Origin of the sequence: Pedobacter sp. P26, from assembly GCF_050632135.1 — a bacterium.
GTDB lineage: Bacteria > Bacteroidota > Bacteroidia > Sphingobacteriales > Sphingobacteriaceae > Pedobacter.
Genome location: NZ_CP192574.1, coordinates 4,812,173 through 4,827,274 on the forward strand (window position 1 = coordinate 4,812,173; position 15,102 = coordinate 4,827,274).

19 protein-coding genes and 1 tRNA gene are annotated in these 15,102 nt (G+C 38.1%); 13 read left to right on the top strand and 7 right to left on the bottom strand.

The window, feature by feature from the left end; all coding sequences use genetic code 11:
• Position 1: 1 nt before the first annotated feature.
• The 4 genes from ACQ86H_RS22335 to ACQ86H_RS22350 all read left to right on the top strand — a co-directional run bounded on the left by ACQ86H_RS22335 (position 2) and on the right by ACQ86H_RS22350 (position 2,430).
• Positions 2-367, top strand: a complete 366-nt coding sequence (locus tag ACQ86H_RS22335) for a sensor histidine kinase (protein ID WP_431292532.1) — start codon at positions 2-4, stop codon at positions 365-367.
• Positions 352-1,176, top strand: a complete 825-nt coding sequence (locus ACQ86H_RS22340) for a response regulator transcription factor (RefSeq protein ID WP_138820452.1) — start codon at positions 352-354, stop codon at positions 1,174-1,176. Before ACQ86H_RS22335 ends, ACQ86H_RS22340 begins: the two co-directional genes overlap by 16 nt.
• 556 nt (positions 1,177-1,732) lie before the next feature.
• Positions 1,733-2,173: a DoxX family protein gene (locus tag ACQ86H_RS22345; RefSeq protein ID WP_246862714.1), complete on the top strand. Its 441-nt coding sequence runs from the start codon at positions 1,733-1,735 to the stop codon at positions 2,171-2,173.
• 172 nt (positions 2,174-2,345) lie between these two features.
• Positions 2,346-2,430, top strand: a tRNA-Ser gene (locus ACQ86H_RS22350).
• A gap of 131 nt (positions 2,431-2,561) precedes the next feature.
• Here ACQ86H_RS22350 and ACQ86H_RS22355 read toward each other — a convergent pair.
• Genes ACQ86H_RS22355 through ACQ86H_RS22365 form a run of 3 tightly spaced genes read right to left on the bottom strand, consistent with a single transcriptional unit; the run spans position 2,562 to position 4,990 of the window.
• A complete protein-coding gene (locus ACQ86H_RS22355) occupies positions 2,562-2,990 on the bottom strand; it encodes a pyridoxamine 5'-phosphate oxidase family protein (RefSeq protein WP_431292533.1) in 429 nt (142 codons plus the stop codon).
• A 30-nt stretch (positions 2,991-3,020) separates the two neighbouring features.
• Positions 3,021-4,058, bottom strand: a complete 1,038-nt coding sequence (adhP, locus tag ACQ86H_RS22360; RefSeq protein ID WP_431292534.1) for an alcohol dehydrogenase AdhP — start codon at positions 4,056-4,058, stop codon at positions 3,021-3,023.
• A 56-nt stretch (positions 4,059-4,114) separates the two neighbouring features.
• The gene (locus ACQ86H_RS22365) at positions 4,115-4,990 is read right to left on the bottom strand and encodes a universal stress protein (RefSeq protein WP_431292535.1); all 876 of its coding nucleotides are present in this window, start codon (positions 4,988-4,990) and stop codon (positions 4,115-4,117) included.
• A gap of 409 nt (positions 4,991-5,399) precedes the next feature.
• On the opposite strand from ACQ86H_RS22365, the gene ACQ86H_RS22370 reads away from it, so the two are divergent.
• The 3 genes from ACQ86H_RS22370 (at position 5,400) to ACQ86H_RS22380 (ending at position 7,619) form a co-directional block, all read left to right on the top strand.
• Positions 5,400-5,885, top strand: coding sequence for a hypothetical protein (locus tag ACQ86H_RS22370; RefSeq protein ID WP_431292536.1), 486 nt, complete (start codon positions 5,400-5,402; stop codon positions 5,883-5,885).
• Between the two features lie 352 nt (positions 5,886-6,237).
• Entirely contained in the window at positions 6,238-6,714 is a 477-nt protein-coding gene (locus ACQ86H_RS22375) for a hypothetical protein (RefSeq protein ID WP_431292537.1), read from the top strand.
• Positions 6,715-7,079: 365 nt separating this feature from the next.
• On the top strand, positions 7,080-7,619 hold the full coding sequence (locus tag ACQ86H_RS22380; RefSeq protein WP_431292538.1) for an AAA family ATPase: 540 nt from the start codon (positions 7,080-7,082) through the stop codon (positions 7,617-7,619).
• Between the two features lie 100 nt (positions 7,620-7,719).
• On the opposite strand, the gene ACQ86H_RS22385 is transcribed toward ACQ86H_RS22380, so the two are convergent.
• Entirely contained in the window at positions 7,720-8,178 is a 459-nt protein-coding gene (locus tag ACQ86H_RS22385; protein WP_431292539.1) for a helix-turn-helix transcriptional regulator, read from the bottom strand.
• Positions 8,179-8,490: 312 nt separating this feature from the next.
• Positions 8,491-9,540, bottom strand: a complete 1,050-nt coding sequence (locus ACQ86H_RS22390) for a hypothetical protein (protein WP_431292540.1) — start codon at positions 9,538-9,540, stop codon at positions 8,491-8,493.
• Positions 9,541-9,776: 236 nt separating this feature from the next.
• Here ACQ86H_RS22390 and ACQ86H_RS22395 point away from each other — a divergent pair, with 236 nt between their 5' ends.
• The 3 genes from ACQ86H_RS22395 (at position 9,777) to ACQ86H_RS22405 (ending at position 11,500) form a co-directional block, all read left to right on the top strand.
• Positions 9,777-10,109 (top strand): DUF4870 domain-containing protein, encoded by a 333-nt coding sequence (locus ACQ86H_RS22395; protein ID WP_138820443.1) that lies wholly within the window; start codon positions 9,777-9,779, stop codon positions 10,107-10,109.
• Positions 10,110-10,249: 140 nt separating this feature from the next.
• Positions 10,250-10,852 carry a suppressor of fused domain protein gene (locus ACQ86H_RS22400; protein ID WP_431292541.1) on the top strand — a complete coding sequence of 201 codons (603 nt, stop codon included), beginning with the start codon at positions 10,250-10,252 and terminating at the stop codon, positions 10,850-10,852.
• A 120-nt stretch (positions 10,853-10,972) separates the two neighbouring features.
• On the top strand, positions 10,973-11,500 hold the full coding sequence (locus ACQ86H_RS22405; protein ID WP_431292542.1) for a hypothetical protein: 528 nt from the start codon (positions 10,973-10,975) through the stop codon (positions 11,498-11,500).
• 16 nt (positions 11,501-11,516) lie between these two features.
• Here the strand turns inward: ACQ86H_RS22405 and ACQ86H_RS22410 are convergent, their stop codons facing one another.
• A complete protein-coding gene (locus tag ACQ86H_RS22410) occupies positions 11,517-12,014 on the bottom strand; it encodes a helix-turn-helix transcriptional regulator (protein WP_431292543.1) in 498 nt (165 codons plus the stop codon).
• Positions 12,015-12,154: 140 nt separating this feature from the next.
• Positions 12,155-13,360, bottom strand: coding sequence for a hypothetical protein (locus ACQ86H_RS22415; protein WP_431292544.1), 1,206 nt, complete (start codon positions 13,358-13,360; stop codon positions 12,155-12,157).
• A 229-nt stretch (positions 13,361-13,589) separates the two neighbouring features.
• Here ACQ86H_RS22415 and ACQ86H_RS22420 point away from each other — a divergent pair, with 229 nt between their 5' ends.
• From ACQ86H_RS22420 to ACQ86H_RS22430, 3 genes are read left to right on the top strand one after another with little or no spacing between them, the layout of a single operon-like run.
• Positions 13,590-13,919 (top strand): DUF4870 domain-containing protein, encoded by a 330-nt coding sequence (locus tag ACQ86H_RS22420; RefSeq protein ID WP_132400116.1) that lies wholly within the window; start codon positions 13,590-13,592, stop codon positions 13,917-13,919.
• A gap of 10 nt (positions 13,920-13,929) precedes the next feature.
• Entirely contained in the window at positions 13,930-14,460 is a 531-nt protein-coding gene (locus tag ACQ86H_RS22425) for a hypothetical protein (protein ID WP_431292545.1), read from the top strand.
• A 56-nt stretch (positions 14,461-14,516) separates the two neighbouring features.
• On the top strand, positions 14,517-15,083 hold the full coding sequence (locus ACQ86H_RS22430) for a hypothetical protein (protein WP_431292546.1): 567 nt from the start codon (positions 14,517-14,519) through the stop codon (positions 15,081-15,083).
• Positions 15,084-15,102 lie beyond the last annotated feature (19 nt).

A 15,102-nucleotide genomic window follows, 5' to 3' on the forward strand; every position in this document is an offset into this window, starting at 1 on the left:
TGTGGAAGCTTTTTACAAAATCATCAGCAATTTGGTAGACAATGCCCTAAAATATGGGAAAGCTAGTGTACAAATTCACTTATCATTACAGGATTACGATAAGTTTGTGGTGATGGTTAAAAACGATGGGAATAGAATCTCTAAAGAGATTAAGGATAAGATATTTGAACCTTTTTTTAGGGGTAAGGAAACCGAAATAAAGGCGGGAACGGGAATAGGTTTATCGATTTCGAAATCACTTGCGCAACTGCATCGAGGTGAACTTTATTTAGATTTTAATGATGGTGATTTTAATATATTTGTATTAGAACTGCCTATCCACCAACTTATAGAATTTAACCTGAACGGAAAATGGAAGAAATTATAGGTACGTTGATCATAAAAGATACTGAAGATATGGACAGATCTGTTGTGTTATTGGTTGATGACAATGAAGATATTCTTGATTTCATTTCGGATGATCTGGATGAAAAATATCATGTACTACAGGCCAGGAATGGGATTGAAGCTTTGGAAATCTTACAGCGTGAAATCGTTCAGCTCATTATCAGCGATGTGATGATGCCTGAGATGGACGGCTTTGAATTTTGTGCAAAAGTAAAATCGACCCTGGAGCTCAGCCATATCCCAGTGATACTGCTTACCGCAAAAAATTCATTACAATCTAAAATTGAAGGTTTAGAGCTTGGCGCCGACGCCTATGTTGAAAAGCCCTTTTCGCCCGAGTTTTTGCAGGTGCAGATTTCCAGTCTGCTTAAAAACAGAAACAAGATCAAAGAATATTTCTCCAATTCTCCCCTCCTCCACCTGAAAAGTATTGCCTATTCTAAAGCAGATGAGCTATTTTTGGAAAAATTACAGGACACCATTAACAAAAACATCAGCAATCAGGATCTGGATGTAGAACACCTGGCAGAAAAGATGAACATGAGCCGGCCAACCTTATACCGGAAAATTAAATCTATTTCTAACCTTAGCCCCAATGAACTGATTAATTTAGCGAGGTTAAAAAAAGCTGCTGAACTTTTAAACGAAGGGTTATTGAAAATTTACGAAATTTCAGAATTGGTGGGTTATAGCTCCCAATCGCATTTCGGGCGGAATTTTGCCAAACAGTTTGGCATGTCGCCTACTGATTATTTGAACAGCAGGATAACAGAAAAGAAGAAGGGGTAATTTTAAAGGTTTAAAAGCGCGAAGAATCTTAATTGAGGAGGCTTTTTCAGCCGACGAAGCAATCTTAATGCACACGCTAGCAGCGATCGTTGTAAGACTGCTTCGTACCTTATAATGACGTCCATGTAAAAACTGATATTCAGTGTTATTTTTTTGACCATATAAGACATTTAAGGACCATATAAGCTTACGTGTTCTTATATTTCTTATATGGTGTGAAAGCCTAAAGGATTATTTAATGAATTAGATGTTCTTAGGTGTCTAAGGTGGTTCATTAAACAGCGTAGTCTTTAATTTTTACGACCACCTTAGACATCTTAGCTCAATGAGTTTTGCAGGACGCAAAATATTAAACCCAATACGTTAGAAAGCGCATATAGGACGTCATTCCTATTTTTTTCTGGCCACTGAACTGATGGTTACTCCCAATGACGATCTTTCTTTTCGCGCATCAATTCCTTCTATTTTCCATCTCAAAATCAAACATTTAGCCAGCCATTGTTATTATCCTTTATTATGCGTAAATTGTATTAACCAAAATATATAAGTCATGAATATGCTTAAGAAAATCGAAAACTGGGGCGATCACCACCACCCAAAATGGTTAGACTATTTTAGAATTTTATTAGGCCTCGTTTTAATCTGGAAGGGCATTGATTTTTACATCAATATGCAGACCTTTAGCAATTTAATGAGAGGTGCTTTCTTAGGTACAGCAATAAGCATCAGCTTACTGGCACATTTCATTATCGTATTACACCTAATTGGTGGTTTAGCCATTACCCTGGGCACCTATACGCGTACATTCTGCCTGATTAATTTACCAATACTGATCGGGGCAGTATTCTTTATCAATATTTCGGGAGGCATTTTTAAACCCTACTCAGAATTTTGGTTTTCAGTTTCCGTATTGGTTGGATTAATCTGTTTTGCTATCGAAGGAAATGGAATTTTATCTGTCGAACACGAGAAAATCTTGCCAAAACAGGCCGCTTAATTCAAAATACAAACACAAAATCCCGGTATAAACAGCTTAAATTAGCTGTATATTGATGCTTTTTGATTTTTTTATACCCGCTAACTAAATGATTAGCAAGACTTAAAATATTAATTAAAATATTTGATCAGAAATCGTTTGCAGATTTGCTTCAAATTCCTACTTTTGCAGCGGAGAGCTGGCAGAGTGGTCGAATGCGGCAGTCTTGAAAACTGTTGACTGTAACAGGTCCGGGGGTTCGAATCCCTCGCTCTCCGCCTGAAAAAACTAAAGCCTGAAATCGCATGATTTCAGGCTTTTTTCATTTAAACATCTTGTCCTAAATTCGAATACTGAACATATTCTTTTAAACTAAATGAATCAATTACTCTTGTCATTAACCTCAAATCTACCCGTTTTTTAGGTGCAGTACAATTTTGAACACGATAATTTCTTCATCATGCGCATCTGTTTTGCCCGTGCCATGCGATGGCTGCTCTGATGGTGTATTTGTTAAGGGCATCATCCGGTGGATAATTCCCTGCAAAACATTTTGTTTTTCTGAAGTATCGGTGATTTCTTCAAATTTGCCCCAGCACACCACACTTTTCCAGTTGAAGGTGTCACGGATTTGGTCAATCTGGAAGCAAACCTGTGGGTTGCTTTTCATCATCCTGATTTTTTGTCCGGGAGCAGAATGGGCATAAACCGTACCGTTGCGGTACACGTAATTAATGGGCACAATGTAACTCACCCCATGGGCGTGGCAGCCTAAACGACCTATATATTGCTCTTTAAGGAGCTTTTCAACTTCCTCTTCTTCTAGTTTTCCTAACATTTTTCAAAAATTAATGTTGAATATTTATTACTAAGCTGTTCCCGAAATATCTAAAACAACCCTTCCCTCAATCTCTCCCATTTTCATTTGTTCAAATACTTCGTTAATGTCTTCCAGTTTTGCAGACTTAATCTGCGCCTTCACCTTGCCATCTACGGCGAATTCGATAGCCTCCTGCATGTCTTTTCTCGTACCTACAATAGAACCCCTGATGGTTATCCTGTTCAACACGGTATCAAATATGGGAAGGTCGAAACTACCAGGAGGTAATCCATTTAGCGATAAAGTGCCTTTTCTGCGCAATGCGGAAAGCCCCTGACTAAAAGCGATAGGCGATACTGCAGTTACCAATACACCGTGCATTCCCCCGGTTTGTTTTTTAAGAAATTCGCCAGGATCCTGTTCAAGCGCATTGACCACAATGTCGGCACCCAGTTTTCTGGCCATTTCCAATTTATCGTTAGAAACATCAATTGCAGCAACCTGAAAACCCATGGCCTTTGCATATTGAACCCCTAGATGGCCTAATCCGCCAATACCCGATATGGCAACCCATTCGCCTGCTTTTACCTCGGTTTCTTTTAAACCTTTGTAAACGGTAACCCCGGCACAGATAATTGGTGCCATTTCTGCAAAATTTACGTGTGAAGGAAAATGTGCAACATACCTGGAATCTGCAATTACATATTCTGCGAAACCGCCATCAACGCTGTAACCACCATTTTGCTGGTCATAGCATAATGTTTCCCAACCTGTTAAACAAAATTCGCAACAGCCACAGGCACTATACAACCATGGAACGCCGACTACATCGCCTTCTTTAACACTTTTAACATCATGCCCCATGGCGGCTACCAAACCGATGGCTTCGTGACCAGGCACCAATGGCATTTTTGATTTTACCGGCCAGTCTCCATTACAGGCGTGCAGGTCAGTATGGCATACACCACATGAAATTACTTTCACCAGGATCTCGTATGGGTTGAGCGGTCTGACCTTAAGTTCTTCTATGGCCAGAGGTCCTCCATATTGATGGATAACAGCGGCTTTCATTGTTTTAGGATACATGTTTTTTGTTTAGGAATAGATTGTACAATTAAGTTTTATGCAATGATCGCCTGGCTTTACATCGGAATGCGATGTTCAGGCGGCAAAACCAGAAGCGGGATCTGAATATGATCAGACATGTTCAGCGTATAGCTGCCATTAAACAGGCGATAAAAAAATCCGTGTTTCCGGTGTACCATCGCCAGCATATCGATCTGACCATTTTCTACGATCCAGTCCAGGCCATCCTTAATCCGCTCACTGTTTACGTGCCTGTGGTAGATATTTCTATAGTTGACCCTATCGGCAACCCGATTTAAAAAACCTTCCATTGTTTCTTTGTAAACTACCTCATCTGATCTTGAATTACCTGTATGCATAATGAGTATATCAGCATTAAAAGGTTTTGCAAACTCGGCAAGCGCACATAAAACATGGATATCACTATGGCTAAAATCGGTGGCGAAAGCAATTTTTTTAGGCTTCCTGAACGGGTAGCCTGTGGGGATCAATAAAAGCGGTATTTCGCGCTCAATCATTTTTCTGACATTACTTCCAATCAAAATTTTGGAGAACTTGCCTGCACTGTTTAATCCCATTACCACAAGGTTCATTTTACATTCGGTAAAATATTTATAAACCTCATCATCCACTTCTCCGCGAACAGATCTCGCATATAATTCTGGCTTAAGGCTATAATCGTGATAGGCGGCTTCGTATTTCTTTTCGACCTTATGAAGCAATTTCTCCAATGCTGTTTTAGCATCATCTTCCATCTGGCTATACGCTTCATAAGGCCATACCATTGATGCTGCAGCGGGAGACACCACAGGATCCTGAAAAACATGGAATAGTTCTATCCTTGCCCCAATGTTGTAGGCCAGATCAGTTGCATAATTAGCTGCGTTCTCTGCTGCTGGAGAGAAATCAACAGGTACCAGGATCTTTTTCATATTGCGCTCTGTTTATTAAGCATAAAGTTTATAAAAAACCCATGTTAAAAATGTGAGCAGCATCAGCTATTTAAATGATTTTCAACTAAATGTAGCGAGGAATAGTGATTCCCAGATCACATTTTGTAATAAAAAAGGATTTATGATTAAAGATATAGTTGGATCGTCATTTCCATTGCCTGATCAAAAGGGCTCCAGGTGTTTTAGTTTTTTTAATTTGAACGATTAATGAGTTTAACGAAAGCACAAGAAAGGCCTTGCCGGGGCTAAGTAATAAGACCTACAATCCTCAGTTGTTAAGTATTTATTTGTAGCCGACATACAACATTGGGTTGACGAACTTGTCATAGTAAGTAGTGCTATCAAAGTATTCCGCCAGAGTACATAAACGTACAATAAAATCAATTAAATGAAAAAATCTATTTTAATTCTAAGCTCAATTTTTTTAACATTCTCAATCATTACATCTTGTAAGAAGGAGATTACTAAAGATGATCTGATGTCAAAATCAGCTAATGTATCTCCCAAAAGCTCTACAAAAATTTCTAAGAAAGATTATGAATTGCTCAAATCTAATCCTGAAAACAATAAACTATTTGATAGTTTATTGCAAGCCAACAAATTAAAAATTCCTAAAATTGCCAGTACTTCATCGGTAGCCAATGCAGATGATGACTCCGGATTTTATGATGATAGTGATGACGATGTTTATTATCTTTTCGATAATCCAGGTAATATTATTTTTGCAAACGAATGGTATGGAGCGAGATATGATGTGACTGCAGACTTTTATTTTGTTAAACGGAAAAATAGACTTACCGTAAAAATACTCCTTAGCTGGGGTCCAAATGTGAGCCATCTTGACCCAACGGTGAGTGGTCCTGTTACAGCCTAATTAAGCGGCCCAGCGGTAGGTGAAATGGAAAGACCTGCTTAGCCTTACGCAAATGTCTTTGCTATATATTCAGAGATCCGGGGCAATGCTGCAGGTGATATTTTGTAAAAAAGAACTATAATCAGAACAACAGATGGCAAAACCTTAGTTAAAGGCGGCTTAAAGTCTGAACTTTATGAAGCAGGCACCGAAATATCACTTGGTATTTCTGTAGAGTGGGCACGTAATCAAATCTCTTTATATCGTTTTGACCTTACTTTTAACATAGATTATTGGCAGAATAACAATCCTGCTGATCCAAGAACCCGTTTAAACGGTAGAGCCACATGTACAGGTCTTCAATCCAATTAAAATGATAAAACATATCTTATCAACATTCGTTCTTTTTGTGATTTGGCAGGGAACATATGGACAGGTTTCGGCACCATATCTCTCTATGAGTTTGGAAACTAAGGACAATAGAGCCTATTGGCAGCCTATGCATAAAATGCCGGCTGGCAATTTCACTTTGGAATGGTTAAAGTCTGGTGACATTCTTGTTTCATACAATAGAAATGAGGCTCCAACCAAGTACTTAAAGGAAACCAATTTTAGCTCCAAAGATCTACAAAAACTTGATAAAAAGATTTCGGGTTTTAGCTTAAAGGGGATTTATCTGGATCCTGAACAGCCACCGGAATTTTATTATGTAATCTATTTTAATCCGAAAATGAAAAACTCTATTTTACTTGAATTGCATGCCGTACTTGGGCATGTTGTCTCTGCCACTTATTATTCAGATAAAAAGATAAATCCATTTCAGAACAGGATTTACAGCACTCTTAAATAAACAACACTCTGGCGGAGTATAATTATTGGGAATGTCACTAAAAATGTTTGTTTCCTGCTTTTGGTGATTTATTGTGTATTTCAGTGAATGTGGCTGTTCCTTAATTTGATAGTAGGCCCAGTGTCTACCAATAGGCTTATTGTTAAAACCGAAGCAGGATCGCATATTAACACGTTGAGAATTATGGAAAGCAGTGAGGATAAACTTATACTCATAAGCAGTTCGCGAACAGGTGCTCTCGATGATCCACAATTCCTTAAATATACCCTTTTTAATGAGAAGTTATCCAAAAGAAGATGCCTTTAACCTCACCACATTTACAAGTTTTAACAAAACGATAAAACAATTTGCAATATCTTTATGCCATGAAAATCCACATCCTTGGTGCATCCTGTGCAGGCTCTACCACTTTGGGCGAAACTTTATCTGTCCGGTTAAATATCCCTTATTTTGATACAGATAGTTTTTTCTGGGAAAAATCTGCTGTTCCATATACCGTAAAGAGAGAAGCCGAATTACGGAGCAGGTTGCTTAAGGACGAATTAAGAAAATCAGAAAACTATATTGTGGGCGGCTCGCTGGTAAGCTGGGGAGAGGAATGGAAACAAATGTTTGACCTTGCGGTTTTCCTTTACCTGCCAAAAGAAATCAGGATGGAACGCCTGGTGCAAAGGGAAATAGAACGTTATGGAAATCAGATTTATGAAGATGCGCGACGGCACAAATTATTCCTGGAATTTATAGATTGGGCATCAAAATACGACGACCGTTCTTTTACAGGCCGAAATATCGGGATCCACGAACGTTGGCTGGAAAGCCTGAACTGCCCTGTAATAAAAATTGTTGGCGATACAACGGTATCGGAACGGTTAAGACGTATTTTAGAGGTTGTTGATCGTGTTTAAAAATCATGCAATCAATATTTATTATCCCGAGGTTTTGTTTTCGGGAAAGGCTTTTTTCAAAATATTGTTTCGCCCTTCTTTTATTGAATCTACCTGGCACTTATCCTAACTGCTGCAGAAACAGGTTCAAATCCTCTTCTTTTCCCAAACCCAATTTTTGTTTAATCCGGTAACGGCTCATACGCACACTTTTCGGTTCGATACCTAAACGGATGGAAACCTCTTTATTGGTTAAACCCATCAGCATATAAGAACAGTATTTTAAATCAAGCCGCGTAAGTGTCTGGTTTGCTTTCTCTTGCAGGCGTTCAAAAAAAGCAGGATTAGTATCAAAAAAATCTGTCTTATGTTCTTCAAATTCTTTATCCATCCTTTTCTGCTGATTCACAATCCGTTTAATCTGTTCATCAAGCGAAAGGTGGCTTTCAATATTTATCTTTTCTGGTATAAGCTCCAGTAGTTCATTTTTTTCTTCAATTTGTAAATTACTGGCCAATACTTCTCTCTCCAATCGCTCCTGACGCTCTTTAAGTAAAACCTGCTCAGTTTGAAGTTGCATCGCTTCAACCTCTTTTAACTGTGCCCTTAATTCTGCAGCCTTTTTTCCTGATCAATCAGCTCTTGTTTTCTAATTGATGCCTTTAGCTTATAATTGTAAGACATGAGCAATAAAAGCAATGCAGCAATTCCCGTCAATCCCGAAATAATGTAAAAAATATTCAGTTTTTTGGTATACTTGGTCTGTTGGTGCAAATAGGCAATCTCCTGGGCTTTTTTTCTGATTGATATTGTGCTTCTATCCTAATGGTGCTGTTAATTTTTTCTTCATCAAAAGCCTTTTTATAATAATTAAAATACTGCTTCAAATAGTTTAAGGCAGCCTGCTGATTACCTTTTTTTCGGCAATACTTGCGAGCCCCTGATATATCCTGGCCTGAGTTAGCGGCATTTTTACTACGCCACCAGAAATTTTAGCCAATCCGGTGAGTAATAGTTTTTCTGCTTCATCATAGTTTCCGTCGCGCAGTGCATATTCGCTCCTTAAGCCGTAGCAGTTTAATAAAACTTCCAGTAAATTTGTTTTTGTAGCAATACCCATTGCGATATCGACATATTTTTCGGCACTATCGCGGTATGAAGGCGGAAAGTATTGAAAATATACATTGGCAGTATTTAAAGCTGCCGCAGCAGTATTACTGTAAATGAGCATGCGGCCCTCCTGCTTTTTTGAAAGCTGGAGTGATTTTTTATAGGTAAACAATGCCGAGTCGAGCAAATTGCGTTTCAGCGTATCAAGCTTAAATCGGTCAAAATAAGTTTGCCCGATAGTAAGATAAGCGTTGTTCAACAGGTCAATCTGTTTACTTTCAATTGCACTTAAATAACATAAACGGGCATATTTCTGTTGTTTTGACGGATCATTGCCATAGCCATAAAAACTGGCCAGATAATGGTATATCGTACTTTCGTATTCATCTGCATGCTGGCCCTTTAAAAAATCCAGGGCTTTAAGCAGCTTTGCTATTGATTTATCATTATCATCGTTCACCAGGTCTAACCAACCACTTCTGAACCATACAAAACCCAGTGCAACGCGATCTTTTGTTTTATGAGCGTAGTACATGGCGCTATCTAAACTTGCATAGGCACTTTTCAAGTCCTTTTTCCACACATACAAATGAACCCGTGTCGCATAAGCCATGGCTTTACTTTTTCCGTCCCTTAACCCTTCTCCAACCTTAAGGGCCTCATTGGCTTGTTGAAAAGAAAGCTGAAGGTTTTTTTCAAAATTTGCCTTAGCCAGTTTGCAGAGCAGATTAACCTTTTCTTCTTTAGAAATGCTGTTCTGTGCCAACAAATTATTTAAGGAATCGATATAGATCTTTTGTGCTTCAGCACTTTTAAAAAAAGTAAAAGACAAAGTAAGACATTTAATAATTTTTTCAGTGGTAGCTGCATAATCAAAAATAAAAAAGAAACATTTTACAGGAACAGAATTACAACAAATAATTAAAATTAAACCGTTTTAAAGGATTTTGTAGTCTCCTTGTAGACACCATTTCAAAAATTGGTAGTCGCAGTGTAGGGTCCCTTTTCTTGGTTAAGCACAAAGGCTCCAGTAATTTTGTATTGTTCAATTCATTAAAATTTAAACCTATGAAACAGAAAACAATTGCAGTAGTTGCCTACATTACGCTCATCGGATGGATCATTTCTTACCTGGAATTTAAAAAATCGACCGAAAAAAGCTCCCTGGCCAGTTATCATTTGGGTCAGTCGCTTGGGATTATTATTACCTCCATCCTCTTGAGTGTCCTGAGCAGTATAATTCTGGCCATAATCCCTTCCTTAGGTTTTGTATTTTACCTTATTTTATTGGTCCCTTTTATCTTAATGTTATTAGGCATAGTAACCGCCAATAATGGTTTAGAGAAGCCTGTTCCATTAATTGGAAAAGTATTTGAAAGGAAATTCAACTTTACTGCCTGAACTTAAACATCTTTAAAAAGAAAATGGTATTTCAGACAGTAGCTTTTTTGTTATCGGTGTGCAGATTTAAAACTGCAGCAGCCCCATATAAAATTAAAATGGCAAAATCTTTGAAAGCATTTTAAAATTTAATCAACCTTATGATGACCATTGAAAAATACAGACAACAGTTTACAACCGATGATACCCCTGGATGGCAGGCAATAGATGATCAACTTGAAAAAATTTATGGCACTTCCGAAGCACGCCATTACCCGCCGTTGTGTGGAATCCATTATGTGGCTGGCGGAACCGACCCGATAGATGGGGCCAGTATTTACGATAGCAACCACCAAAGCTTTCACCGCCATATCATCAGCTATGGCATGAGCGAATTGTATTATAATGAAGAAAAGGCAGGTGGTGAATTTAGCAAGTGGGGTTTTGAATTTACCTTTAGGTTAGCGCCATTTAAAGATGATGAAAACGATCCCATCTGGGCCATACAGGTGATGAATAATTTAGCCAGGTATGTGTTTTCGAGTGGTAAATGGTTCGAGGAGAACCATTTCATCCCTGCCAATGGACCAATAAGATTAAATACTGATACCCAAATAACGGGCTTTGTTTTTGCATTGGATCCGGAACTGGGAAAAATTGAAACCCCTCATGGCGAACTCAGTTTTCTCCAATTGGTTGGCATTACCGATGCTGAGGTAGAAGAACTGAAAAAAATCCCACCATTGGGGCTGTGGAGGAACTGATCGAAAATCTGAAAAAGGATAATCCCCTGCTAATTACCGACCTGAACCGGAAATAATATTCAAAATTCAGGATTGGTAAATCATATCCGGAATTTTTGAATACTTAATCATTTAAAAGCTATGATAAGAAGAAATATCCTTTTAGCGCTGCTGATTTTAAGTTTAATCTCTTGTCAGTCAAAAAAAGCAAAACATCTAAATACAGTCCTTGGATCAGCCGAAAGGACTGTATTTAATATGATGGCGGGCAAAAACGGCCTTAACGAAAAAAAACTCAAATGTGTAATTGATGGCGATTTTAAATGCGCCCTTCAGGTGGTTGACGAAGAGGAACGGGCTTTTAATCAGATTATCAATAAAATAAATGCTGTAGAAACAAATGATATCAAATATGGCAATGCTTTAAAAAAAGTAGCAATTAGCTATTACGAAGCGGTTAAACAGCTGGAAATTTTTGATCGCCATGAAATCGCCATACAGCAGTTAAGTCAGAATAAAGCAAATACGGTGCAGTTGAGGGATAATGCGATAGCAAAACAGGGGCAATTATTAAAGTACAAATCGGAAATGCATAAACTAATTAATAAAAGAGAAAAGCAATTATCCGAAATACAAAAACGGTTTAATTCGGTCAACCACTTGGATTAATGCCCTAAAGTGCATGCTAGCCCATATCCTGCAAGAACAGCTTCAGGTCTTCATCCTTACCCAAACCCAACTTTTGCTTTATCCGGTAGCGGCTCATACGCACGCTTTTGGCTTCGATATGCATGAGCTGGGCAATTTTTTTGGCGTCCATTTTTAAATGGAGGTAAGCACAAAGTTTTAGATCAAGCGCGGTAAGTTTTTGTTGCGCCCTTTGGTTCAACAAAGAGAAAAATTCGGGGTGTACCTGCTGGATCTGAAATTTAGCTTCTTCGAAGTCGTTATCCAAAAGCAGTTCTTCGTTCCAGATTTTATTGATGTTGAGCTGATGGTTATCGCTCAGTTTTTCCTTGATTTGAAAAAGCATTTCCTTTTTATGTTCCAGCTGTAACTGGTTGGCCATAACTTCTTTCTGCAATTGTTGCTGCTGGCTTTCCAATAACAGCTGTTCTGCCTTTAGCCTCGCCTGCTCTTCTTTTTCGAATTTCATCTGCAGTTCAGCGTCCTGTTTTTCCAAATGCAATTGCTTTTCGCGCTGTAATGAATACCTTAACCTAAAGTGGTAAGAACGGAACATAAATATCAGACCCAGTACCGAAGCAACTGCAATACCGATATAAAGGTACTTTTGCTGCCTCGCATATTGCTCACTCTGCTTTAATAGCTTAACCTCATTGTTTTTTTTTCAGTTTCGTACTGTACCTCCAGTTTCTGGGCATTTAAGGTCTTTTTTTCATCAAATAGTTTATTACTGTATTCTGTTGTTTTTTTCTGGAATTCGAGCGCTTTTTCATAGTTCCCCCTTTGCTCATAAAAACTGGAGAGCGCAGTTACTATATTAATTAAAGTATAATAATAAGGTACCTTTTTACTGATCATTACGCTGTAAGCCTCTTGCAAATAAGCTTCCGCCATTACAAAGTTTTTATCTCTCTTGGCATATTCGCTTAAAATCCCCAAACTGCTTGCTCTGATCTCCTCACCATTTATTGCCCCTTTCATTACTTCATTCGCCATACCGGCATAACGGATGGCATTGTTTTTTGCCTGCTGATCTGTATCAGAGAAATATCTTAAATAATAATCGGCAACGTTGATACAGGCAATGCCATACGTTTTTCTGGCAACGTATTTAGGATACTGCTCATAAAGGCTTTGTGCTTTATTTAAATAATAGAGGACGCTATCCCGGAAAACTTCTTTTTTAGTACCGGCATAATTATAATCGGCAGCAACTGATAAAGCGATATAACAGTTGCTCAACAGGTTGTAATCGGTAGTTTGTAAGGCATTATCAGTTGCAGCCTGTGCATATTTGTTCACATTTTTAACGTCATCCCGACGTGAGTTGAGCATATATAACTGATAGTATATCTTGGCACTAAGGTAAGGATCAGGTTCTTTTCCCAATGATTTCAGTGCCAGCTGACAGTATTTGGTAATCTGCTCGCTATTATCAATGGCATTATAGAATAAGGCCTGCGCATAGTAAGCGTAGGCTAGTGCAATGGGCTTGTGCGATTGTTGTGCGAGGGACAAAGTACTATCACTTGCTTTTTTTGACAATATAAATTGTTTAGTAGTGGCGTACACACTCACCTTAACGGTATAAGCCTTTGTGGCTTCGGTGAAGTTTTTAAACTTTAAAGCTATAGCAACTCCTTGTTGCGCCTTTGCGATAGCACTCATATAATCGCCATTGATCCTGCTCCGCTCTGCCAGCTGGGAGAGCAGGGCAGGTTTATCCTTTTCACTAAGGTTACCGAGCGCTGTACTATCCAATATAGTCTGCGCACCAGCTTTAAAACAGCAAAAAAATATGCCTGTTAAGAATATTATGTTTTTCAGCGCCAGGTATTTCATATCGTAAAATTAGCATAAAGATTGAAGGCAGAATATAGTTGTAGACGAAAAACAAAAATAAAACAAATCAACAAAACACTGTAAAACAAGATATTAAGCAAACCTGTAGATGTATTGTAGACGTTTTTATAAAATGCAGTAGATGCTCTGTAGGCGGCAAAAGCTTTAAAAACCTAAGGATTAGCCTCAACTTTGAATCAAATAATTTTCAATCTAAAAAACAGAAATCATGGACAACAAAACCCTTTCAATCGTTTCTTACATTACCATTATTGGTTGGTTAGTAGCTTATTTTATTGGAAAAGATAAAGCTGATACTTTGCTTAAATACCACTTAAGACAGTCATTAGGCCTTGCTATTGTCAGCATTATTTTCAATATAGCCTTTACCATAGTTGCCAGTATCGTACCTGCCTTATCTTTTTTAGGATTTGTGGGTTATGCATTTATCATTCTTTGGATCATAGGGATTATCAATGCCGCCAATGGTGCATTAAAACCTATTCCACTTATTGGTAAATGGTTTGAAGACAAGTCTTCATTCGTTAGTAAATATTAATAAGAAGTTTATGCGCCTCAAATTCAAAAATGTCATGCTAATGGTGATGGTTTTAACCATCACCGCATGCGAATTTTCATTAAACACACCCGAAGAATATTTTGACCGGGTAGCATTGAATACCAATTCCATATCGCGTTTTGGCGGGCAATATTTCAATACTTATCTAAGATATGTTAAGGGAGGCACAAACACGCCAGATTTTAACACCTGTGAGAAATATCTTCGAAATAACTCAATCGCAACAGTAGTGGCTAATGTTAAAAAGATAAAAGATCTACAGCCCACTAAAAAAACAAAACCAATGATTGATGCGGCGCTTGATCTTTATGCCTTTGTGTTAAGAAGCTATGAAACCGACCACCTGATGGTTGCAAAAATGATCGATAGCCATGCACCGGAAAACGATATTAGTGTGGCCATAACCGAAATGGATAACAAAAGTTATGATGCCTTTGTACAAAAATACAATACGCTTTGGGACATTGCAGAAGCTTATGCAAAGGATAATGGCATTGAGGTAAAAAAGATGCCTTTTTAGTTGTTAATGCTTCACTCATTCTTTCATTCAATAACTCTATCATTAACTAACCTACCATGATCAACATCACCGATTTCAAACAAAATTTAGGATTAACAGAAATCCCTGTCGAACTTGAAAAACTGATTTATTTCCAGAATAATATCTCCTCTTTTGAAAATTATTCGAATGGTTTTGGTGTTTTTATCGACGATAAATCAGGACTACGTAGCTGGAGCGAAGATGCAGATTTTTTAAACCGATTATTCCCTTTTGCCCAGGCCAATGGTACAGGCTCATTTTATGCCATTTGGAAAGATGGAACGAACAACCCCTTAAACCAGATGCCTATCGTAGTTTTTGGCGATGAAGGTGGTGTTCATGTTGTTGCGGAAAACATTTTACAGCTTTTGCACCTGCTCACCTACGGTACCGAAATCTGGGTGGAATATGATCAAACTTATTTCTATAAAGATGACAACAGCTATGAAGAGCCTGAAGATTTAGGCGAATATTTAAAATGGATGAAAGGCGATTATAACCTCGGGCAGGTTGAAGAACCTGACAGTCTGATTAAAACAGCCCAGGAAAAATACAAAGAAAAATTTGATAAATGGTTTGGACAGTATTTTAATGTAGACTAAAAAGAACGATCGATATTAC